Source organism: Streptomyces sp. NPDC033131 (assembly GCF_055578365.1).
In genome coordinates this window covers 232562-250921 of the sequence record NZ_JBVIPA010000003.1, presented here as the reverse complement: position 1 = coordinate 250921, position 18360 = coordinate 232562, and the positions used below count along the sequence as shown (strand labels likewise).

The window sequence follows — 18360 nt, the reverse complement described above, 5'->3', positions numbered from 1 at the left end:
CTGCCTCCTGTTACCTCCGGAGGACAGCGCACGGCCCACACCAGGAGGCACCCACCGTGACCGCAACGGCAGACGAGACCCGGGGAACACCGCACGGCACCGCCCCCGTCCCCCTCTCCGTACTGGACCTGGTCACCGTAGGCGCGGGCCGCACCGCCACCGACGCCCTCCGCACGAGCGTCGCCATCGCCCGCCTCGCGGAGTCCCGCGGCTACCACCGCTACTGGGTCGCCGAGCACCACTCCATGCCCGGCGTGGCGTCGAGCTCTCCCGCCGTGATCCTGGCCCACCTCGCCGCCCACACCACCCGCATCCGCCTCGGCTCGGGCGGCGTGATGCTCCCCAACCACGCTCCGCTGGTGATCGCGGAACAGTTCGGCACGCTCGAAGCGATGGCCCCCGGCCGCGTGGACCTCGGCCTCGGCCGAGCCCCCGGCACGGACGGCGCCACCGCCGCCGCCCTCCGCCGCACCGACAGCCTGAACGAAGGCGCCGACGACTTCCCCCAGCAGCTCGCCGAGCTCGTCCGCTTCCTGGACGACGACTTCCCGGACGGCCACCCCTACCGCCGTATCCACGCGGTACCCGGCCCGATCCAGGCGACCTCCCCCGGCGGCGTCCAGTCCCCGCACCGCCCGCCGGTCTGGCTGCTGGGCTCCTCCGGTTTCAGCGCCCGCCTGGCCGGGTCCCTCGGCCTGCCCTTCGCCTTCGCGCACCACTTCTCGGCACAGAACACCGTCCCGGCCCTCGACCTGTACCGGGAGTCGTTCAGGCCGTCCGCGGCCCTCGACGAGCCGTACGCCCTCATCGGCGTCTCCGCCCTCGCCACCGAGGACGAGAAGGAGGCCCGCCGCCAGGTGAGGGCCGCCGCGCTCAGCATGATCCGGCTGCGCACCGGCCGCCCCGGCCTGGTCCCCACCCCGGAGGAGGCCGACGCCTACGAGTTCAGCCCGATGGAGCGCGACTTCGCCGACTCCTGGAACGCCAACGTCATCCACGGCACCCCCGACGAGGTCCGCTCCGGCCTCGACGACCTCCACAAGCGCACCGGCGCCGACGAGCTGATGATCACGGGCAACGCCCACAGCGGGGACGTACGCCTGCGCTCCTACGAGCTCATCGCGGACGCCTACGGACTGCCCACCGGCTGACCCCCGCGGGCCCGCCCGTCACACCCCTCACACCCGTACGTCCAGCAGTCCGGAGATACGATCCGGCGGCACCGGCCGCGAGTACAGCCACCCCTGGCCGGTGTCGCAGCCGATCCGCCGCAGCCGGGACGCCTGCGCAGAGGTCTCCACGCACTCCGCGGTGACGGTCAGGCCGAGCCGGTGGGCGAGCTGGATCATCGCCTCCACGACGACCTCGTCGGCCGGGTTGGGCGCAACGCCCTCCCCCTCGTACTGGAAGCCCCGTACGAACGACCCGTCCAGCTTCAGCACCGACACCGGCAGCCGGCTCAGATACGCCAGGTTCGAGTAGCCGGTCCCGAAGTCGTCGATCGCGATGCCCACACCCATGTCGCTGAGCGCCTGGAGGGCTTGCAGCGGGCGTCCCGCCGAGCCCATCACCGCCGACTCCGTCAGCTCCAGCTGCAACAGCCGCGGCTCCAGCCCCGTCTCCGCCAGGATCTCCGCCACGTCCGCGACCAGATCCGAGTCCCAGACCTGACGCACCGCCACGTTCACGCTGACGAAGATCGGCGGCTCGTCGGGGTGGTCCAGCTGCCACTGCCGGGCCTGGCGGCAGGCCGTGGCCAAGACCCAGCGGCCGAGCTGCACGATCGAGCCGTCCTCCTCGGCCAGTCCGATGAACCGATTCGGCGTCAGCACTCCGAACTGCGGGTGATTCCACCGGACCAGAGCCTCCACGCCCCGCAGCCGGCCGTTCTCCATGCTCACCAACGGCTGGTACTCCAGCACGAACTCGCCGCGCTCGATGGCCGGGCGGAGCGTGGAGGCGAGAGCCTGGCGGGTCATGCGGTGCGCGTTGCGCTCCGGGTCGAAGAGGGTCCAGCGGGCCTTGCCGTCGGCCTTCGCCCAGTACAGCGTCGTGTCGGCGGCCTGCATCAGACCGGTCGCGCTGGTGCCCGCCGCCTGCCGCTCCACCACACCGATGGAGGCCGACACCGACATCCGCTGACCGGACAGGTCGAAGGGGGCCTGGACCGCCTCCAGTACGGCTTCGGCGAGATCGGCGAGCTGCTCGGTGCCGGTGGAGTCCTCGACGAGCAGGGCGAACTCGTCGCCGCCGAGCCGGGCGACCAGCGGGGCGGTCGCCCGGCCGTAGCCGGCCTCGTCCGCGCAGCGCGTGAGGCGTTCGGCGACGGCGGCCAGCAGCCGGTCGCCGACGCGGTGACCGAGGGTGTCGTTGACCGCCTTGAACCCGTCCAGGTCCAGGTAGCACAGCCCGATCCGGCCGGTACCGCTCTGCTCGTACGACTCCGCCTCCAGCGCGGCCGAAAGGCGCTCGAAGAACAGGGTGCGGTTGGGCAGCCGGGTCACCGGGTCGTGCATCTGCAAGTGCCGCAGCCGTGCCTGGAGTTCACGGCGGGCGCTGATGTCGGCGACCGACAGCAGGACCCCGGGTTCGTTCCCGGCGAGGGGGGCGACGGTGACCTGCACCCACAGGGAGTGCCCGTCGGGGTGCTTGAGGCGGCGCGTGCAGCGCAGCTTCGCCTGGCGGCCGCGCAGCACCTCGCGGTACGCGTGCCAGGTGCGGGCGTCCGAGCTCAGGTCCACGAGGTCGGCGGCGACGCGGCCGGTCAGTGACTCGGAGCCGGCGCCGAGCAGGGTCACGAGCATGTCGTTGGCTCCGACGACCAGTCCCTCCCGGTCGACGACGGCCATCGCGAGCGGCGCGGCCGTGAACACCGAACGGTAGGAGAGACCTTCGGCATCGGGAGACGGGGGCGCGGTAGGGGGAGATGGGGGTGCGGTACCGGCAGACGGGGCCGCGGTATCGGGGGACGGGGTCGCCGTACCGAGCGACAGGGCCTCCGTACCGAGCGACAGGGGCTCCGGGGCGAGCGACAGCGACTCGGTGTCGAGCGACAGGCGCTCCACACCGGAAGACGGGGTCTCGCGACCGGAAGACGAGGTCTCGCGACCGGGAGACGTGCGGACATCACTCTCTGTTACGGCGGACCCGTCGAGGTCCACCGCGGCCGTCGGCCCTTCGGACGTTCCGCTCACCGCTTGCTCCCGCAGTGCACTCGATCGCTGTCCGCCAGGAAAGTGTGCCGATCATAGAGGCTGGCCCCGGGCCCTTCCAGCCACAGTCCAGTGTCCCGGAACGACAGGCCTTTCTGACAGATCGTTTCTGCGCGCGTCTGGACGGGTCCTTCAGGCGCCTGACCAGTTGTGACGTTCCGTGAGCGATTCCGGGGTGTCGATCCTGATGGTTCTTCTCCCCTCTCACCCGTCTGGTGCAGACAAACAGGGCGTAGTACGACAAACGCCAGCAGTCTGGGTGCGGTGTCCCGTGAACCGCACCCGGAGGTCCCTGTGCCGCGTCCGTTTCCGCGCTCCCGACTGCGCAGTACCGCGGCCGTGTTCACCACCTTGTCGGCGCTCGCCGCCACCTCCCTCGTGACCGGGCCCTCGGTCGCCGAACCGTTCGCGGTATCGCCGTGCACCCTCCAGCGCACCGAGGCCCACCACTCGGAGGGCCTGGACACCTGGAACACCGCCTATCCGCGCCCGGCCCGGGTGCTGGACGCGGTGACGGTCTTCCTGTCCTTCCCGGACTCGGTCCCGCTGACCAGCCCCGCCGAGCTGACCGCCGACCATTTCCCGGCCACCAGCCGCTTCTTCGAGCGCGCCTCCTACGGCCGGTTCACCCTGCGCTCGCATCCACGGCGGGACTGGATCCGGATGCCGCGGCCCTCCACGTCGTACGCCATACAGCGCGACTGGAAGCCCGCCCACCGCGCCGCCTACCTGCGCGACGCGCTCGCCGCGGCAGACGGGCAGGTCGACTTCTCGCGCTACGACATCGTCTACTTCGTCGCCGATCCGGACGCGCCCGGCGTGGACTCGGACGCGACGAAGGTCGTCAACCTCGACACCCCGCTGCGGGCGGACGGTACCGACATCCGCCGGGTCGTCACGGTGTTCGAGCAGCATCCGCCGGACCGGCTGGTGCTGGCCCACGAGACCGGGCACGTCTTCGACCTGCCGGACCTCTACCACCGTCCGGCGGACGGCAAGGGCGACTGGGACACGTATGTCGGCGACTGGGACCTGATGGGCAGCCAGTTCGCGCTGGCGCCGGACCTGTTCGGCTGGCACAAGTGGAAGCTCGGCTGGCTGGAGCCCCGGCAGGTGGCGTGCGTACGGGACGCCGGGCCGACCCGGCTGACCCTGGAACCGCTCGGCGCGGGGCCGGGCGTCCCTGTCGTGGGCGCCGCCGGGGCGCCGGCCTTCGGGTTGGGCCGCGGGACCAAGCTCGCGGTCGTGCGCACCGGGGTTGACAGCGTGCTCGCCTTCGAGGCGCGCGGACCGGTCGGCAACGACACGCAGGTCTGCCGGCCGGGCATCCTCGTCTACCGGGTGAGCAGCGGCGCGGCGTCCGGCGGCGGACCGGTGGAGGTGATCGACGCCCACCCGCACACCGAGGCCTGCTGGGAGGCCTCCGTCTACCCGCCCCTCGCGGACGCTCCGGTCTCGGTCGGCGAGAGCTTCACGGTGCCGGGCGAGGACGTGCGGCTGGAGGTGGAGGGGCGGACGGCCTCGGGGGCGTGGACGGTGAAGATCACGACCGCCTAGCCGCGTGGGTACGCGAAAGGCCCCTCGCCTGAGCGAGGGGCCTTTTCGTGTCGTGCGCCGCCAGGGACTCGAACCCCGGACCCGCTGATTAAGAGTCAGCTGCTCTAACCAACTGAGCTAGCGGCGCCTGCTGACGTCGTAGACCTTAGCACCCTGATCGGCGGGAGGAAAAATCGATATCCGCACGGCCGCGCGGGCCGCACGGACGGCCGCCCAGAGCAGGATCTCGGGGCCCGGCAGCCAGGGCCGGCGGGTGTCCGGGGCGACCAGCCAGCGGCAGCCGGACGGGCCGGCGGAGCCTTCGGCGTCCACGGGTGCGGGGACGGTCACCGCGTCGCCGGTGCCGTGGCACAGCAGCGGCGGGATGGCACCGGTGCGCCCGAACTCCTCCCAGTGCAGCAGCGACGGCAGCCGCTGTGCCGTGCCGGGCGCGGCGAACAGCAGCATCCGGCCCCGGAACACCGCGACCGGCCCCGACCCCGGGCCCTCGTCCCACAGCCGGTCGAGCATCCGGCGCCCGAAGATCGCGGGCGCGCCGACGACGTCGAAGGCGGTGCCGCAGGGCAGGACGACCGGGGCGTCAGGCCGCTCCTCCCAGAGCGCGAGGGTGCTGCGCGGATACGCTGCCGCCGAGGCGAGCCAGGCGGCTCCGTCCGGGGTGACCCCCGAGACGTCGAAGCGGTCGGTGCCGGTCTCTTCGCGTGGGCTGCTCATGCCGACTACATCTACCGGTGGTGAGCGCTCGGTCTCCGAGGGTTGCCGGAAACCGGGACGGGTCGTACCGGGAGGGAGTATCTTGCCCACCTGGCATATGCGTTCAGTACATGCGCTTCACATGACCCACACGGTTCACACGGCTCACACCGGGTCGGCGTGTCCCGGCCCCTCGGCGCCCCGCAGCAGATCTCGGCCGAACTCGACCATCTTCTTCGCGTAGTCCTCGGTCCACTCGGCCCGGGCGGCGATGTCCGCCGGCGTCAGCCGGTCGAAGCGGCGCGGGTCGGCCAGCTGGGCCGCCGCGATCGCCTGGAACTCCACGGCACGGTCGGTCGCCGCCCGGAACGCGTGCGTCAGCTCCGTCGCACGGGCCAGCAGTGCGCGGGGGTCGTCCATCGACTCCAGATCGAAGAAGCGCTCCGGGTCGTCGGCGACCTGCGCGGGCTCGAAGAGCAGGGGCGCGGGGCGTAGCCGCGGGTCGTTCCGACGCGGCGTGGGCTCCGCCATGTCTTCTCCTCCTCGTACGTCACGGATGACCCGTCGGTGAGTGGGCCACCGTCCATTGTCCCGCGCCCGCGCAAGGGGGCCGGTGCTTCCGGCGGCAGCCCTGGTCACTCCAGCGGTGTCAAGCTCTGCGGGCCGCGCGATGTTCCCACGGGCCGGTCACGGCCGCCAGGCCACCTTGTGCTCCGGCAGATGTGCCGGCATCGCGTGGTTCGCCTCCCAGCCGTCCGGTCTGTATTCATCGGCCGCCTCCGGCGGCGTGCCGGACTCCGTCCGGTGACGTGGCGGCGCGGTGGTCGTCGGCGCCGATGAGGGCGGTCATGGTCGCCAGGCCACCTTGTGCTCCGACAGATGTGCCAGCACCGCGTGGTTCGCCTCCCAGCCGTCCGGGAACTTCACGAGCGTTCCCAGCTGGACCGGTTCCGTCGACGGGTAGTCGTCGAGCAGGTCGGTCACGCCTGCCCGGCACACCACGATGCACGCGTGCCTGTGTCGGGAGGTGAGCACGCACAGGCGGCCCGTCTCCAGGTGGAACGCGGTGGCGTCGGGGCGGCCGGAGAGCGGGTGGAGGACGACCGTGACGTCGTACTCGCGGCCCTGGAGGCGGTTCGCGGTGTCGACGGTGACGTCCTGGACGCCCAGCTCGGCCAGCGCGGCGCGGACCGCCGCCGCCTGGTCGCGGTGGGCCGTGCCGACGGCGATCCGGTCGGCGGCGAGAGGGGTGGGGTCGGGGGAGCGCTCCGAGGTGGCAGCGCCGCCCCGGTCGAGCAGCCGCCGTACGACCGCCGCCACCGCCCGCACCGCCTCGGGATCCGTGCGCGGGGTGTGCCGCGCGGGCAGCTCCAGCAGGCCCCAGCCGGACTCGGCCGCCTCGTCGATCACCCGGTCGGGGCCGGAGCCGTCCGACGGGACCGAGAGGGTGAGGCGGCGGTCGTCGTGGCCGGTGCCGCTGCGGAAGGGCGTGTACGGGTAGAAGGCGTCGGAGACCAGGGGCGCGGCCGAGGCCGGGAGCCGCCAGGACACCGGCAGGCGGTGCTGCGGCAGCTCGGGGTTGTGCGCGAGCAGGGTGGTCACGGCGGAGCCCGAAGGGTCGTAGGACAGGCCCGCCCACTGCTCGCTGCCGACGATCGCGAACGGGTCGAGCTGGCCCGGGTCGCCCACGAACAGGGCCCGCTCGAAGAGCCCGGCCACGGCGAGCAGCGCGTCCGAGCGCATCTGGTAGGCCTCGTCGACGATGGCGTGCCGCCACGGTTCGTCGACCTTGACGTGTCCCCATTTGGCGGCCGTGGAGATGACGACGGCCAGCCCGGTGAGGTCGCCCGCCTTCGCCGACTTCCGGACGTTCGGCAGGTCGTCGAGCGCCTTGTCGTAGGGGTCGGCGTCGCTGCTGTGCAAGCGCCCCACCGGCAGGCCGGGGTTCTTCTCCGCGAGCCTCAGCACCAGGTCGTCGACCTGGGCGTTGGTCTGCGCCACCACCATCAGGGGGCGGCCCGCCTCGGCCAGTTCCAGCGCCGCGCGGACGACGAGCGTGGACTTGCCGGCGCCGGGCGGGGAGTCCACGACGACACCGCGCGCCGAGCCGTGCAGGGTGTCGTGGAGGATCGCCTCGGTGGCGCGGGCGGCTGCCGTACCCGGGTCGAAGACGGTTCTCTGCGGAGCGGTCAGCGGGAGTGCCGCCTCGGCGGCGGGTGGAAGAGGGTTCACAGCATGTCCTCCTCGGTCACGGGGTCGGCGGTTTCCGGCACGGCGGCCGCCTCACCGGGTGGTCCGCCGTGCGTCCACGGGGTGTCCTCCGGGTCGGGCAGTTTCGCTCCGCCCCGCTGCTCGTGCTCGAAGAGGGTGAAGCAGACCAGGTCGCCCTTCTCGGGCACGGAACCGGTCTCGGGCTCCTTGCCGCGGCCCATCTTGTCGACGATCCGCACAACGAGCAGATCTTCCGCCTCCCGGCCCACGAACTCGGCCGCCTGCGGCTTCCCGCCCAGCGAGCGGTACACCTTCACCCGCTCCCCGAGATGCGGCCGGTCGTCCGTCCGTACGGTCACCAGGGGGCGCGGGCTCGGCCGCTTGCCCTCGCTGTACGCCATGACGACGTCCGTGACCTCACCCGCGAACGCCTCACCGGCCAGTCGCCGTCCGGCCATCACCAGCGGGTCGTCCAGGGCCTCCTGCGCCTCCAGGCGGGCCTGTTCGCGCTCGCGCGCGGCGAGCTTGTTCGCGGCGGTGACCGCGTCGTCGCGGCGCGGCTGCGGGGGTTCACCGGACAGGACGCGGTCGCGGTGGCCGGTGAACGACCAGCGGTCGCGGGTCCACCGCTCCTCGACGCGCCCGCCCTCGGGCAGGGCCCGCAGCAGGTCCAGGCCGCGCCACACCGCGTCCCAGGTCGGCCGCGTACGGCTCGCCACCAGGTCGCGGAGTTCCCGCTCGGTGGCGGTGAGCGCGCCCAGCCGGTCGTCCGCCTCCAGCCCGTCCTCGGCGGCCCCGAGTGCGGTACGGGCGCGGTCGTAGCGTTCGATGGCGGGGGCCAGGAGCTTGTTGTCGAACGCCGGGTCGGTGGCCGGGCCGGCCGGCGGCCACAGCAACTGGCCCTGCGCGTCCCGCCGCAGCTCGGCCCTTAGGGCGGCCTCGGCGCCGGACCTCCCCTCCGGCGGGTCGATCCAGGCGAGCAGCGCGCCCAGGTGCTGGTCCTCCAGGGTGGACTGGCCGGTCGCCCAGTGCCGGGCCAGGACGTCGGTCATGGCCAGCAGCAGGGAGGAGCCGGGCACGCGGGCGCGCTCCGCGAAGTGGGTCAGCCAGCGGCCGAGCAACGGCAGCCGGGGCGGCGCGGGGTACGGCGTCTCCGGGTCCTGTTCCGCCGTACGCCGAAACCGCATCGAGCGGCCGAGGAGCCGTACGAACTCGATGCCCGCGCGGCTCGGCACGATCAGCTGCGGGGCGTCCGTGCACAGCTCGACCTCGACCTTGACCCGCTTGCCGGTCTCCGGGTCGGTCTCGGTGCGCTCGGCGGCCTCGACGGACCCGGCATACGTGTCGAGGTACGGCAGGACGACGTCGGCGAGCTCCGCCAGGAACGCGAACCTGAGGTCGCGGTCGCGCGGCTGCGGTACGACCAGCAGGTGCGGCGCGTCCCGGTCGGTGCCCACCAGCGCGCCGAGCGGGGCACCGGCCTCACCGGCGGTGGTGAGCGGCACGAAGACGAGGGGGTGCTCGGAAAGGCGCCGGTGGCGGACCGTGGCGACCGGCTGGGCGCGGCCCGTGCTGACGGCTTCGAGGCGGGCGAGGGTGGAGATCAGCGACATGCGGCCACTCCCCGGCCGAGCGCCTGTGCCCTCAGCTCGGCCGCCCTCCTGAGCGCCGCCACGGCCGGATCGTCCGGATCCCCGGTCTCCCCGCGGGCCGCCGCCAGGACGTCCTCGACGGTTGTCAGGCCGCCGAGTTCGGCGCGCACCGAGCGGCCGAGCGACGTCACGGCGCCGTCGGCGCGGGAGCGGTCCCGGCAGTGGAAGGCCAGCTCGCACGCGGACAGGCACTCGGGAGCGTACGTCGCCGGGACCGCCTCGACCGCGGTCGTCAGCTCGCCGGCGGGCAGCTCGGGGGAGAAGCAGGTGCCCTCGGGCAGGGCGTCGGCGATGTCCTGGACGCGGGTGAGGCGGGCCAGCTGGCGGGAGGTCACCGCGCGCTGTTTGCGGATGTCCACGGCGGACGCGGTGGCGAGGTTGGAGAAGTCCTTCGGGCAGACCAGCAGGACGTGGTGACGCACGCGCGGCGGTGGGGTCAGGCGGGCGGCCTCTTCCTCCAGCGCCAGGACGTACACCGCGGCCTGACGGGCGGCGGCGCCCACCTTGGCCGGGTCAGCCGAACCGTCCAGCATCGGAAAGGACTTGATCTCGACGACCGTCCAGCTGCCGTCCGGGTGCACGACCACCGCGTCCGGCTCCAGGAAGGCGGGCGAACCGGCCACGTCGAGCGCCAGCATCGGGTGGTCGAGCAGCGTCCAGCCGCCGCTCGCGGTGGCCTCGCGCAGGGCGAGGGCCGTACGGGCGGTGCGGCCCTCGGGACCGATCGCGGTGAGGTCGGGCACCTCGGCGTCCGACGGCGGCTCGGCCCTGCGGTCCAGCGTCTCGTGCACCAGCCGCAGCAGCTCCGCGCCGCCGTCCGCCTTGACCCGCGCCTCGAACGCGTTGCCCCGCGTCAGGGCGAACTGCGACTGGCCGAAGGCGGAGGGGGAGCCCAGCGCGTCCGCGAGCGCCGCCTTGTCCACCCCGGCGCCGTCGAGGATCGCCCGCCGCTTGCAGCCGGGGTTGGCGGCGAGGGCGGCCAGGGCGCGCGCGTCCAGTGCCTTGGCCGGTACCTCGGGACCGCGCAGCTCAGCGAGCCGCTGCCGGAGCCCCGTCTCCCGCGTCCGCGGGAGAGGCACTCGGTTCGGCTCCGCCTGCGAACCGTGAATCGCGCTGCCGTGGAATGTGCTCACTCGCGGAAGTCTGGCATCCGTCACTGACAATCGAGGCAGGTGCGCCGGGAGAGCTTGCCGCGACACCCGCGAACCGGACCCGCATCGGCGCCGTGACCCGCACCGCGTACCGCGTGACGACCGGCGCGAGCAGCAGCCCGGCCCCCATCACCGCGGCCCCCGCGACCGCGTCGAGGAAGTAGTGGTTCGCGGTGCCCATCACCACGATCGTGGTCACCAGCGGATAGACCACCGCGGCGGCCTTCGCGGTACGCGTCCCGCCGTACTTCCACAGCATCACACCGCACCACAGCGCCCAGCCCACGTGCAGGCTCGGCATGGCCGCGTACTGGTTGGTCATTCCGCCGAGGCCCCGCGGGGCGCTCGCCTCGCCGCCCCACCAGCCGTACGAGCTGTACTGGGCCATCGTGTCGACGAAGCCGTGGCCCGGCGAGAGCAGCCGGGGCGGGCAGGTCGGCAGCAGGGTGAAGCCGATCAGGCCGATGAAGGTCGACGTCATCAGCCAGGTGCGGGCCAGCCGGTAGTGCACGGCGCGGGACCGGAACAGCCAGACCAGGATCGCGGGCGTGACCAGATAGTGCAGCGACGCGTACCAGAAGTCGGCCGGGACGCCGATCCACGCCTCGCTCGTGAAGAGCCGGTTGAGCGGGTGCTCCGCGTTGATGCGCAGGACCTTCTCGACACGCAGGATCGCCAGACCGTGGTCGACGGCACTCGTGACGTCGCCCCGGGCGAGGAGTCGGCCGGCGGAGTAGCAGGCGTACACCAACACGATCAGCGGCAGCTCGGTCCACCAGCGCAACCGGATGAGCGGGGCCGCCTCGGTGCCCGGTGTCTCGGTCTGCGGCATCCGATCGCCTCCCCCTTCGTCTCACGCGCGTCCGGTGGTCTGTATACCGGTCGGGCCACTTTACGGCGCGTGTGCGCACCCTCGTGGCACGCCCCCGGCCCTCAAAGACGCTGAGATCGCCCGACAGGTTGCCCCGGGACAGCGTGCGCCATGATGGTGGGGCCTCGCCTCTCATTTCTCCCGGAAGGGTCTCTCTTCATGGCACCGCGCATCCTGCTGGCCCGGCACGGACAGACGGAATGGTCGCTGTCCGGCAAGCACACCGGCAGGACCGACGTACCTCTCCTCGAAGAGGGCCGGCGCGGCGCCAAGCTGCTCGGCGAGCGCCTGCACCGGGCGCCGTTCGACGGTCTGGCCGGGGCGGAGGTGCGCACCAGCCCGCTGGCACGCGCGCGTGAGACGTGCGAACTCGCCGGCTTCGGCGAGCGCGCGAGCACCTGGGACCCGCTCATGGAGTGGCACTACGGCTCCTACGAGGGGATGACCCCGCAGGAGATCCAGGACATCCGGCCCGGCTGGCTCATCTGGCGCGACGGCGTGCCGGGTGGTGAATCGCTCGCCGAGGTGACGGCCCGGGCGGACGAGGTGGTGGCCTGGGCGCGGGCGGCGGACCGGGACGTCCTGGTCTTCGCGCACGGGCACATACTCCGGTCCATCGGTGCGAGGTGGCTGGGACTGCCGATCGACTTCGCGGCGCGGATCAGGCTCAACCCGACGTCCCTCTCGGTCCTCGGCTGGGCCTACGGGGAACCGGCGATCGACAGCTGGAACGATGTGGGCCACCTCACGGCGTAGCACCGCACGCGGTGCTGGTGCCGGCGGGCGGGCTGTCGTTCGGCGGCGCCGGCCGCACGGTGGAGGCGGAGACGTCGTGGCCGCCCCCATGTCGGAAAGCCGCTGTCGATGGCGGAGGACCGCCGGGACGATCAGGGCGATCCGGCCGGCCGGGAGTTCGCGCCGGCGCCGGCCGGCTGCCGCGCCTGTTCGGTGCGGGGGGCGCGCCCCTTCGGCACGACGGGCCGCGGCTAGACCGTGCGCGGCAGGCTCGCGTGGCGTTCCAGGAACGTCGACACGCCCGACGCCCGCCGGTGCGGCAGCAGCACCCTCGCCGTGGCCGCGAGCATCGTCTGGATTCTGGACGACTGGACCTCGCCCAGCAGGTCCAGCACCCGCATCCCGGCCGCCGCGGCCTCGTCGGGACATCCTCCGCGCGCGAGGTCGTCGGCCAGTTCCGCCGTGTACAGGGCGATGTTCCGGGTGAAGTGCGGGTCCTGGAGCTGCGCCGCACGCCGCGCGTGCCGGGCCGCGCGGCGCCAGTCGCCGAGTGCCGACCAGCACTGCGCCTCCAGCCCCTCGAGTTCGGCCTCCCCGTAGAAGCTCATCCACTCGGGGTCGGCGTCCGAGCGTCCTCGCTCGAAGAGGACCTGCGCGCGGGCGAGCGCCTGCTCGCACCCGGTGCGGTCGGCGAGCCCGGCCCAGCCGCCCGCCTCGCGCAGCGCGAGCAGCGACATCAGGCGGGCGGAACCCAGCGGGCGCCCGACGCGCTGCGCGGCCTGCGCGGCGCGCACCGCCTCGCGCGGCCGGCCCGCGTCGCGCGCGAGGAACGCCGTGTTGCAGAAGGCGTGCGCCTCAAGGCCGGGATCGCCGGTCACCCGGGCGGTGGCGAGCGCCTCCGCGTAGTGCGAGCGGGCGTCGTCGAAGCGGCCCGAGTCGTGGGCCAGCCAGCCGACCGAGATGGCCAGTTCACCGGCGCCCGAGTGGAGCCGTTCGGCGGTCGTCTGCCGGGTCGTGTGGGCGTCGAGCAGGGCGTAGGCGGCGCGCAGCGGAGCGGCCGCGCGACGGTAGAGGCCGTCCGCGCCGTGCCGGTCGTCGAGCAGCCGGATCCTGCGGACGGCCTCTTCGAGGGCGCCCGCCTCGCTCGTCCCGACGCGCCGGACGGGCCGTTCGGCGGCCGAGGCGTCGAAGGCGAGTGTGAAGGGGCCCAACGAGGCGACGGCCATCGTGGCGCCCCCGCTGGTCATGAATGCGCGACGCAGCACGTCGCTCTCCTCGTCGTTGTCGTGCGTCTCGTACAGGTCCTGCGTTTCATACGGCTCGTACGTTCCCGGCGTCTCACCGGCGGTGTGCACCGGGGTCGTCGCGAGGGACGGGGCCGCGTCCTCGGGGGCGCGCGCCCGGCGTCCGCGTACGGACGAGCGGGGCGCGAACCCGAGGTCGGTGAGCGTGCGGCCGGGGAACATGTGCAGGAACACCCGTTCGTACGCGTAGTTGGGACAGCGGATCTCACCCGCCTCGACCCGGCCGACATAGCGTGCGTCGCAGCTGACCCGCTCGCCGATCTCGCGGGCGGCCCGCCGTACCGCCGAGGCGAACTCGGCCGGCGAGCGCTGTCCGCGCAACCGCCGGAACGCGAGGTTCGGCCGCGGTGGTAGCGGGGACGGGGACGGGGTCACCATTGACGACGCCATGGCCGGGTCCTCTCGTGCGAACCGTCGAACCATGCCGGAACCGTGGTGGGTTCACGGCGAGTTGTCCGTGTGACACCCCGTTTCCGGCGGGCAAGAACGTACCCGCTGTGTCGGACCCGGCACGCGGTGTTTGGCTACAAACCGGATATCTCATCCGAGATCTGCCATGAACTGCCATCCTTTGCGGCGGACTTCCGCCGTAGCCGTTGACACCTGGCCGCGTTGAACCCTGCGGACCGGGAGCCGCCCGACTCCCGACCCGTTCGTTGGAGGAGGGGTTCCGTGGTGGAGGCCGGCATGGAGACCAGACACAGCGCCGATCCTTGTGCGTCCCATTCGTTCAGTGCGCCGACCGCGTGTCCGGACGCCGCGTGCGACGTCGTCACGGTGCCGACGCGGCACGGGCTCGAGGCGGTCGACATCCTGCGGCGCGGGGCGGGCGACGAGGCGGTCGGGCCCGTCCTGCACGACGACGACTGCGGCACGCTGGGGTTCGTGGTGCCGCCGGGGACCGCGGCCGGGTGGGACGTGCCGGGCAGTACCTGTACGGAGACGGACGGGCGGGGGCTGCGGCTGAGCCCTCAGCCGCCGGTGGAGGGCCCGGACTGGCTGCTGCCGCCGGGGGAGGCGGACCTCGCGACGGATCCCGCGGTGCTGCGGGCGGCGCTGGGGGAGGCGGCCCGGCTGATCGAGGCGGCGGACAACTGCCGGTGACGCCGGCACGGGCTCGCTGAGCCGAGCGCCCCGCGGCGCCTGATAATGGCGCAATGGGAAAGTCCAGGAACGCCCGTCGGGAAAGCGCCGCCGTCGTCGAGACCGTCGACGGCGGGCTCGCCGAACTCATACCCGACCGGGACCGGGCGCGGGCCTGGACGCTGCTCGTCGACGGGGCGCCGCAGTCGCACGTCGACCTCGACGATCCCGGCTACCTGTCCTTCGAGTACCAGCGGCGGCTCGGGCACGTCATCGACCTGGCCGCCCCGCCCGGCAAGCCCGTGCACGCCGTGCACCTCGGCGGCGGCGCGTTCACCCTCGCCCGTTACGTCGCCGCCACCCGGCCCCGCTCCACCCAGCAGGTCGTCGAGCGCGACGCGGCCCTCGTCCAACTGGTCCGCCGGGAGCTGCCGTTGGAGGCGGGGGCCCGGATCCGGGTGCGTTCCGCCGACGCCCGCGAAGGACTCGCCAAGGTGCCCGACGGCTGGGCCGACCTCGTCATCGCCGACGTGTTCAGCGGGGCCCGCACCCCGGCCCACCTCACCTCCACCGAGTTCCTCGACGACGTCCGCCGGGCGCTGAAGCCGGGCGGCTGCTACGCCGCCAACCTCGCCGACGGGCCGCCGCTGGCCCACATGCGCGGCCAGATCGCCACCGCGGCGGCCCGTTTCCAGGAGCTCGCCCTGGTCACCGACCCGACCGTCCTGCGGGGCAAGCGCTTCGGCAACGCGGTCCTCGTCGCCTGCGACCACCCGCTGCCCGTCGCCGAACTCACCCGCCGCGCGGCCTCCGACCCGCACCCCTGCCGTGTCGAACACGGCAGGTCGCTGACCGACTTCACGGGCGGGGCCGTACCGGTGGCCGACGCGGCCGCGGTGGCCTCCCCGGCGCCGCCGGCATCGGTGTTCCGGTGAGCTGACTCAGTAGGTCCCGATCTCCATCCGCGGCGGCCCGTCGTGCCAGGTGCAGAACACCGACACCCGGTCCGCGCCCGAGGAGAACTCCACCCGGATCCACGACTCGGTCTTCCACACCTGCATCGACCAGCCGGTGCCGGGAGTCGCCGACACCAGCGTCGCGGAGGCCCTGCCGAGGTCGAAGACCGCACGGCCGCCGTCGGTGTCGTAGCTCCTGACCTGACCGGACGTGGCGGGGGACGGGCTCGGTTTCGTCGTGGGTGTCTTCGAGGGCGTCCGCGTGGGGGTCGGGGACGGCTCGCGGGAGGGGCTTGCCGAGGGGGACGGCGTCGGCCGGTTCGTCGACGACGCCAGCGGTTTCGACTCCTGGGTGGTCGCGTCGGCCGCCGTGATGGGCAGGGCGCGCGGCGGGTCGTAGGCCGTGCCCGCCATCACCGTGTGGACGCCCCACCACGACAGCGTGGCCGCCGCGCCCGTGGCGAGCGTCCAGGCCAGTACGAGCAAGAGTCCTCTGCGCATCGCGGGCCATCCTGCCTCACACGTCCCACCGGTGTCGCCCGCTCCCCGCCCTGCTTTCCACAGGCGGGAAGTTGTCCACAGGCACCGGATGGGCCTGTGCCGCATGGCGTACGGTGCGGCGCATGGCAAGTGTGCTCGTGGTCGAGGACGACCAGTTCGTACGCTCGGCGCTCATCCGGCATCTGACCGACGCCGCCCACACGGTGCGCAGCGTCGGCACCGCGCTGGAGGCGCTGCGCGAGGTCGCCCATTTCCGTTTCGACGTGGTCATCCTCGACCTCGGTCTGCCCGATCTGGACGGCTCCGAGGCCCTGAAGATGCTGCGCGGCGTCACCGACGTCCCAGTGATCATCGCCACCGCCCGGGACGACGAGACGGAGATCGTCCGGCTGCTGAACGCGGGGGCGGACGACTACCTGACCAAGCCATTCTCGGTCGAGCACCTGTCGGCACGCATGGCCGCCGTCCTACGGCGCTCCCGCACCGCGGCCGGGGACGCCCCGCCCGAGAGCGTGCTGCGCGTCGGCGGCCTGACCGTCGACCCGCTGCGCCGCCAGGCCGAGTTGGACGGCGTACGGCTGGACCTGACCCGGCGCGAGTTCGACCTGCTCGCCTTCCTGGCCGGACGGCCCGGTGTCGTCGTCCCGCGCAGGGAACTGCTCGCCGAGGTCTGGCAGCAGTCATACGGCGACGACCAGACCATCGACGTCCATCTGTCGTGGCTGCGGCGCAAGCTGGGCGAGACGGCGGCCAGCCCGCGCTATCTGCACACGCTGCGGGGCGTCGGCGTGAAGCTGGAGCCACCGGGACCGGAGCCGGCGCGATGAGGTGGGCACTGGTCAAGGTGTCGCTGGCGGTCACCGCCATGGTCGTGGTCGCCTTCGCCGTCCCCCTCGGACTCGTCATCAGGGAGATGGCCCGGGACCGTGCCTTCTCCAACGCCGAACGGCAGGCCGCGGCCGTCGCCCCCGCCCTGTCCATCACCACCGACCGCGATCAGCTGGAGCGGGTCGTCGCCTCGGCCGGGGCGGACGCGGGCCTGGCCGTGCACATACCGGCGTCCGACGGCGCCGCGGCCGTGGACCTCGGGCGCCGGCGCGCCGCCGACGGGGACATCGCGACCGTGCGGAAGCTGGGCCGCGCCTCCACCAGCGCGGTGTCCGGCGGCTCCGCGCTGCTCCAGCCGGTCGCGCTGAGTTCCGGCGAGATCGCGGTCGTCGAGGTGTACGTCCCGGAGTCCGAGGTCAGCAACGGCGTGGCCACCGCCTGGGCGGTGCTCGCCGGCGTCGGTGCCGCGCTGGTCGTCGGCTCGGTCGCGGTCGCCGACCGGCTGGGCGTGCGGATGGTGCGGCCCGCGCGGCGCCTGGTCGAGGGCGCGCACGAACTGGGGGAGGGGAAGCTGGGCGCGAGGGTGCCCGAGGAGGGGCCGACCGAACTGCGGCTGGCGGCGGTCGCGTTCAACTCCATGGCCGACCAGGTCGTACAACTCCTCGCGAACGAGCGGGAGCTGGCGGCCGACCTGTCCCACCGGCTGCGCACACCGCTGACGGTGCTGCGGCTGAACGCGGCCTCGCTCGGGGACGGACCGGCCGCCGAGCAGACCCGGGCCGCGGTCGCCCAGCTGGAGCGCGAGGTCGACACGATCATCCGTACCGCCCGGGACGCCAAGCCGCAGACCGCGGCGGCCGGACCCGGCGCCGGGTGCGACGCGGCGGAGGTGGTGCGCGAGCGGATGGCGTTCTGGTCGGCGCTCGCGGAGGACGAGGACCGCAAGTGGCGAGTGGCCGGGGCCGACCGGCCGGTGCGGATACCGGTGGCCCGCGCGGACCTGGCCGCCGCCCTGGACGCCCTGCTCGGCAACGTCTTCCGGCACACCCCGGTGGGCACCGCCTTCGCGGTGGACCTGCACAACGGCGAGGACGCGGTGATCGTGCTGGTGTCCGACGCGGGGCCGGGCATAGCCGACCCCGAGGCGGCCATGGCGCGCGGCCGGGGTTCGGGAAGCGCCGGGTCGACCGGGCTGGGGCTCGACATCGTGCGGCGGCTCGCGGAGGAGACGGGCGGGGACGTGCGGATCGGGTCGTCGGTGCTCGGCGGGACCGAGGTGCGGATCTGGATCCAGCTGGACGGGCGGGAGCGGCCACCGCTGAGGCGGGGGCACCGGGGCACCGTACGACGGCGGCGGCCCGGCCGACTGGTTCCCTCCTTCGTCAGCCGGTCCCGACCCCGTCCTTGAGGGTCCCCCTCTCCTCCGTGAACGTTCCCATCCGGGCCGAAGGGCTCGTGTCGATTACGTTTCGACAAAACGCCTCGAAAGCTATTGACGTATGACCTGACATACGGCTGTCATTGCGCAAACGTGTTTGGTCAAGTTGATTTCTGGTCGATTGCGATCGGATCTCCGACGACCATGACCGACCCTCCCGTCAGGAGC

The 18360-nt window shown here is 73.2% G+C and carries 16 protein-coding genes and 1 tRNA gene; 7 read left to right on the top strand and 10 right to left on the bottom strand.

The window, feature by feature from the left end; all coding sequences use genetic code 11:
- The first annotated feature begins 56 nt into the window (after positions 1–56).
- Positions 57–1151, top strand: coding sequence for an LLM class flavin-dependent oxidoreductase (locus tag ACZ5XS_RS06385; RefSeq protein ID WP_468648315.1), 1095 nt, complete (start codon positions 57–59; stop codon positions 1149–1151).
- A 27-nt stretch (positions 1152–1178) separates the two neighbouring features.
- Here the strand turns inward: ACZ5XS_RS06385 and ACZ5XS_RS06380 are convergent, their stop codons facing one another.
- On the bottom strand, positions 1179–3194 hold the full coding sequence (locus ACZ5XS_RS06380; RefSeq protein ID WP_468648313.1) for a putative bifunctional diguanylate cyclase/phosphodiesterase: 2016 nt from the start codon (positions 3192–3194) through the stop codon (positions 1179–1181).
- A 312-nt stretch (positions 3195–3506) separates the two neighbouring features.
- On the opposite strand from ACZ5XS_RS06380, the gene ACZ5XS_RS06375 reads away from it, so the two are divergent.
- On the top strand, positions 3507–4769 hold the full coding sequence (locus tag ACZ5XS_RS06375; protein WP_468648311.1) for a M6 family metalloprotease domain-containing protein: 1263 nt from the start codon (positions 3507–3509) through the stop codon (positions 4767–4769).
- A 53-nt stretch (positions 4770–4822) separates the two neighbouring features.
- Here ACZ5XS_RS06375 and ACZ5XS_RS06370 read toward each other — a convergent pair.
- From ACZ5XS_RS06370 to ACZ5XS_RS06340, 7 genes are all read right to left on the bottom strand, one after another.
- A tRNA-Lys gene (locus ACZ5XS_RS06370) sits at positions 4823–4896 on the bottom strand.
- A complete protein-coding gene (locus ACZ5XS_RS06365; protein ID WP_468648309.1) occupies positions 4887–5483 on the bottom strand; it encodes a bifunctional DNA primase/polymerase in 597 nt (198 codons plus the stop codon). The genes ACZ5XS_RS06370 and ACZ5XS_RS06365 overlap by 10 nt, the downstream gene beginning before the upstream one ends.
- A 144-nt stretch (positions 5484–5627) precedes the next feature.
- Complete coding sequence (locus tag ACZ5XS_RS06360) at positions 5628–5993, bottom strand: hypothetical protein (RefSeq protein ID WP_217234837.1); 366 nt, start codon at positions 5991–5993, stop codon at positions 5628–5630.
- 315 nt (positions 5994–6308) lie between these two features.
- Positions 6309–7655, bottom strand: coding sequence for an AAA domain-containing protein (locus ACZ5XS_RS06355; protein ID WP_468648605.1), 1347 nt, complete (start codon positions 7653–7655; stop codon positions 6309–6311).
- A 35-nt stretch (positions 7656–7690) separates the two neighbouring features.
- Entirely contained in the window at positions 7691–9286 is a 1596-nt protein-coding gene (locus ACZ5XS_RS06350) for a hypothetical protein (protein WP_468648307.1), read from the bottom strand.
- Positions 9277–10404: a hypothetical protein gene (locus ACZ5XS_RS06345; protein ID WP_468648305.1), complete on the bottom strand. Its 1128-nt coding sequence runs from the start codon at positions 10402–10404 to the stop codon at positions 9277–9279. Before ACZ5XS_RS06345 ends, ACZ5XS_RS06350 begins: the two co-directional genes overlap by 10 nt.
- On the bottom strand, positions 10355–11308 hold the full coding sequence (locus ACZ5XS_RS06340) for a phosphatase PAP2 family protein (protein ID WP_468648303.1): 954 nt from the start codon (positions 11306–11308) through the stop codon (positions 10355–10357). The genes ACZ5XS_RS06345 and ACZ5XS_RS06340 overlap by 50 nt, the downstream gene beginning before the upstream one ends.
- A gap of 198 nt (positions 11309–11506) precedes the next feature.
- Here ACZ5XS_RS06340 and ACZ5XS_RS06335 point away from each other — a divergent pair, with 198 nt between their 5' ends.
- Complete coding sequence (locus ACZ5XS_RS06335) at positions 11507–12103, top strand: histidine phosphatase family protein (RefSeq protein WP_468648301.1); 597 nt, start codon at positions 11507–11509, stop codon at positions 12101–12103.
- A gap of 230 nt (positions 12104–12333) precedes the next feature.
- On the opposite strand, the gene ACZ5XS_RS06330 is transcribed toward ACZ5XS_RS06335, so the two are convergent.
- Complete coding sequence (locus ACZ5XS_RS06330) at positions 12334–13776, bottom strand: hypothetical protein (protein ID WP_468648299.1); 1443 nt, start codon at positions 13774–13776, stop codon at positions 12334–12336.
- A gap of 297 nt (positions 13777–14073) precedes the next feature.
- Between ACZ5XS_RS06330 and ACZ5XS_RS06325 the strand changes: the two genes are divergently transcribed.
- The gene (locus tag ACZ5XS_RS06325) at positions 14074–14490 is read left to right on the top strand and encodes a hypothetical protein (protein WP_468648297.1); all 417 of its coding nucleotides are present in this window, start codon (positions 14074–14076) and stop codon (positions 14488–14490) included.
- A gap of 53 nt (positions 14491–14543) precedes the next feature.
- Positions 14544–15404: a spermidine synthase gene (locus ACZ5XS_RS06320; RefSeq protein WP_468648295.1), complete on the top strand. Its 861-nt coding sequence runs from the start codon at positions 14544–14546 to the stop codon at positions 15402–15404.
- 6 nt (positions 15405–15410) lie between these two features.
- On the opposite strand, the gene ACZ5XS_RS06315 is transcribed toward ACZ5XS_RS06320, so the two are convergent.
- The gene (locus ACZ5XS_RS06315) at positions 15411–15926 is read right to left on the bottom strand and encodes a hypothetical protein (protein ID WP_468648293.1); all 516 of its coding nucleotides are present in this window, start codon (positions 15924–15926) and stop codon (positions 15411–15413) included.
- A 122-nt stretch (positions 15927–16048) separates the two neighbouring features.
- Between ACZ5XS_RS06315 and ACZ5XS_RS06310 the strand changes: the two genes are divergently transcribed.
- Both ACZ5XS_RS06310 and ACZ5XS_RS06305 read left to right on the top strand, forming a co-directional pair.
- The gene (locus ACZ5XS_RS06310; protein ID WP_468648291.1) at positions 16049–16753 is read left to right on the top strand and encodes a response regulator transcription factor; all 705 of its coding nucleotides are present in this window, start codon (positions 16049–16051) and stop codon (positions 16751–16753) included.
- Entirely contained in the window at positions 16750–18162 is a 1413-nt protein-coding gene (locus ACZ5XS_RS06305) for a sensor histidine kinase (protein WP_468648289.1), read from the top strand. Before ACZ5XS_RS06310 ends, ACZ5XS_RS06305 begins: the two co-directional genes overlap by 4 nt.
- Positions 18163–18360 lie beyond the last annotated feature (198 nt).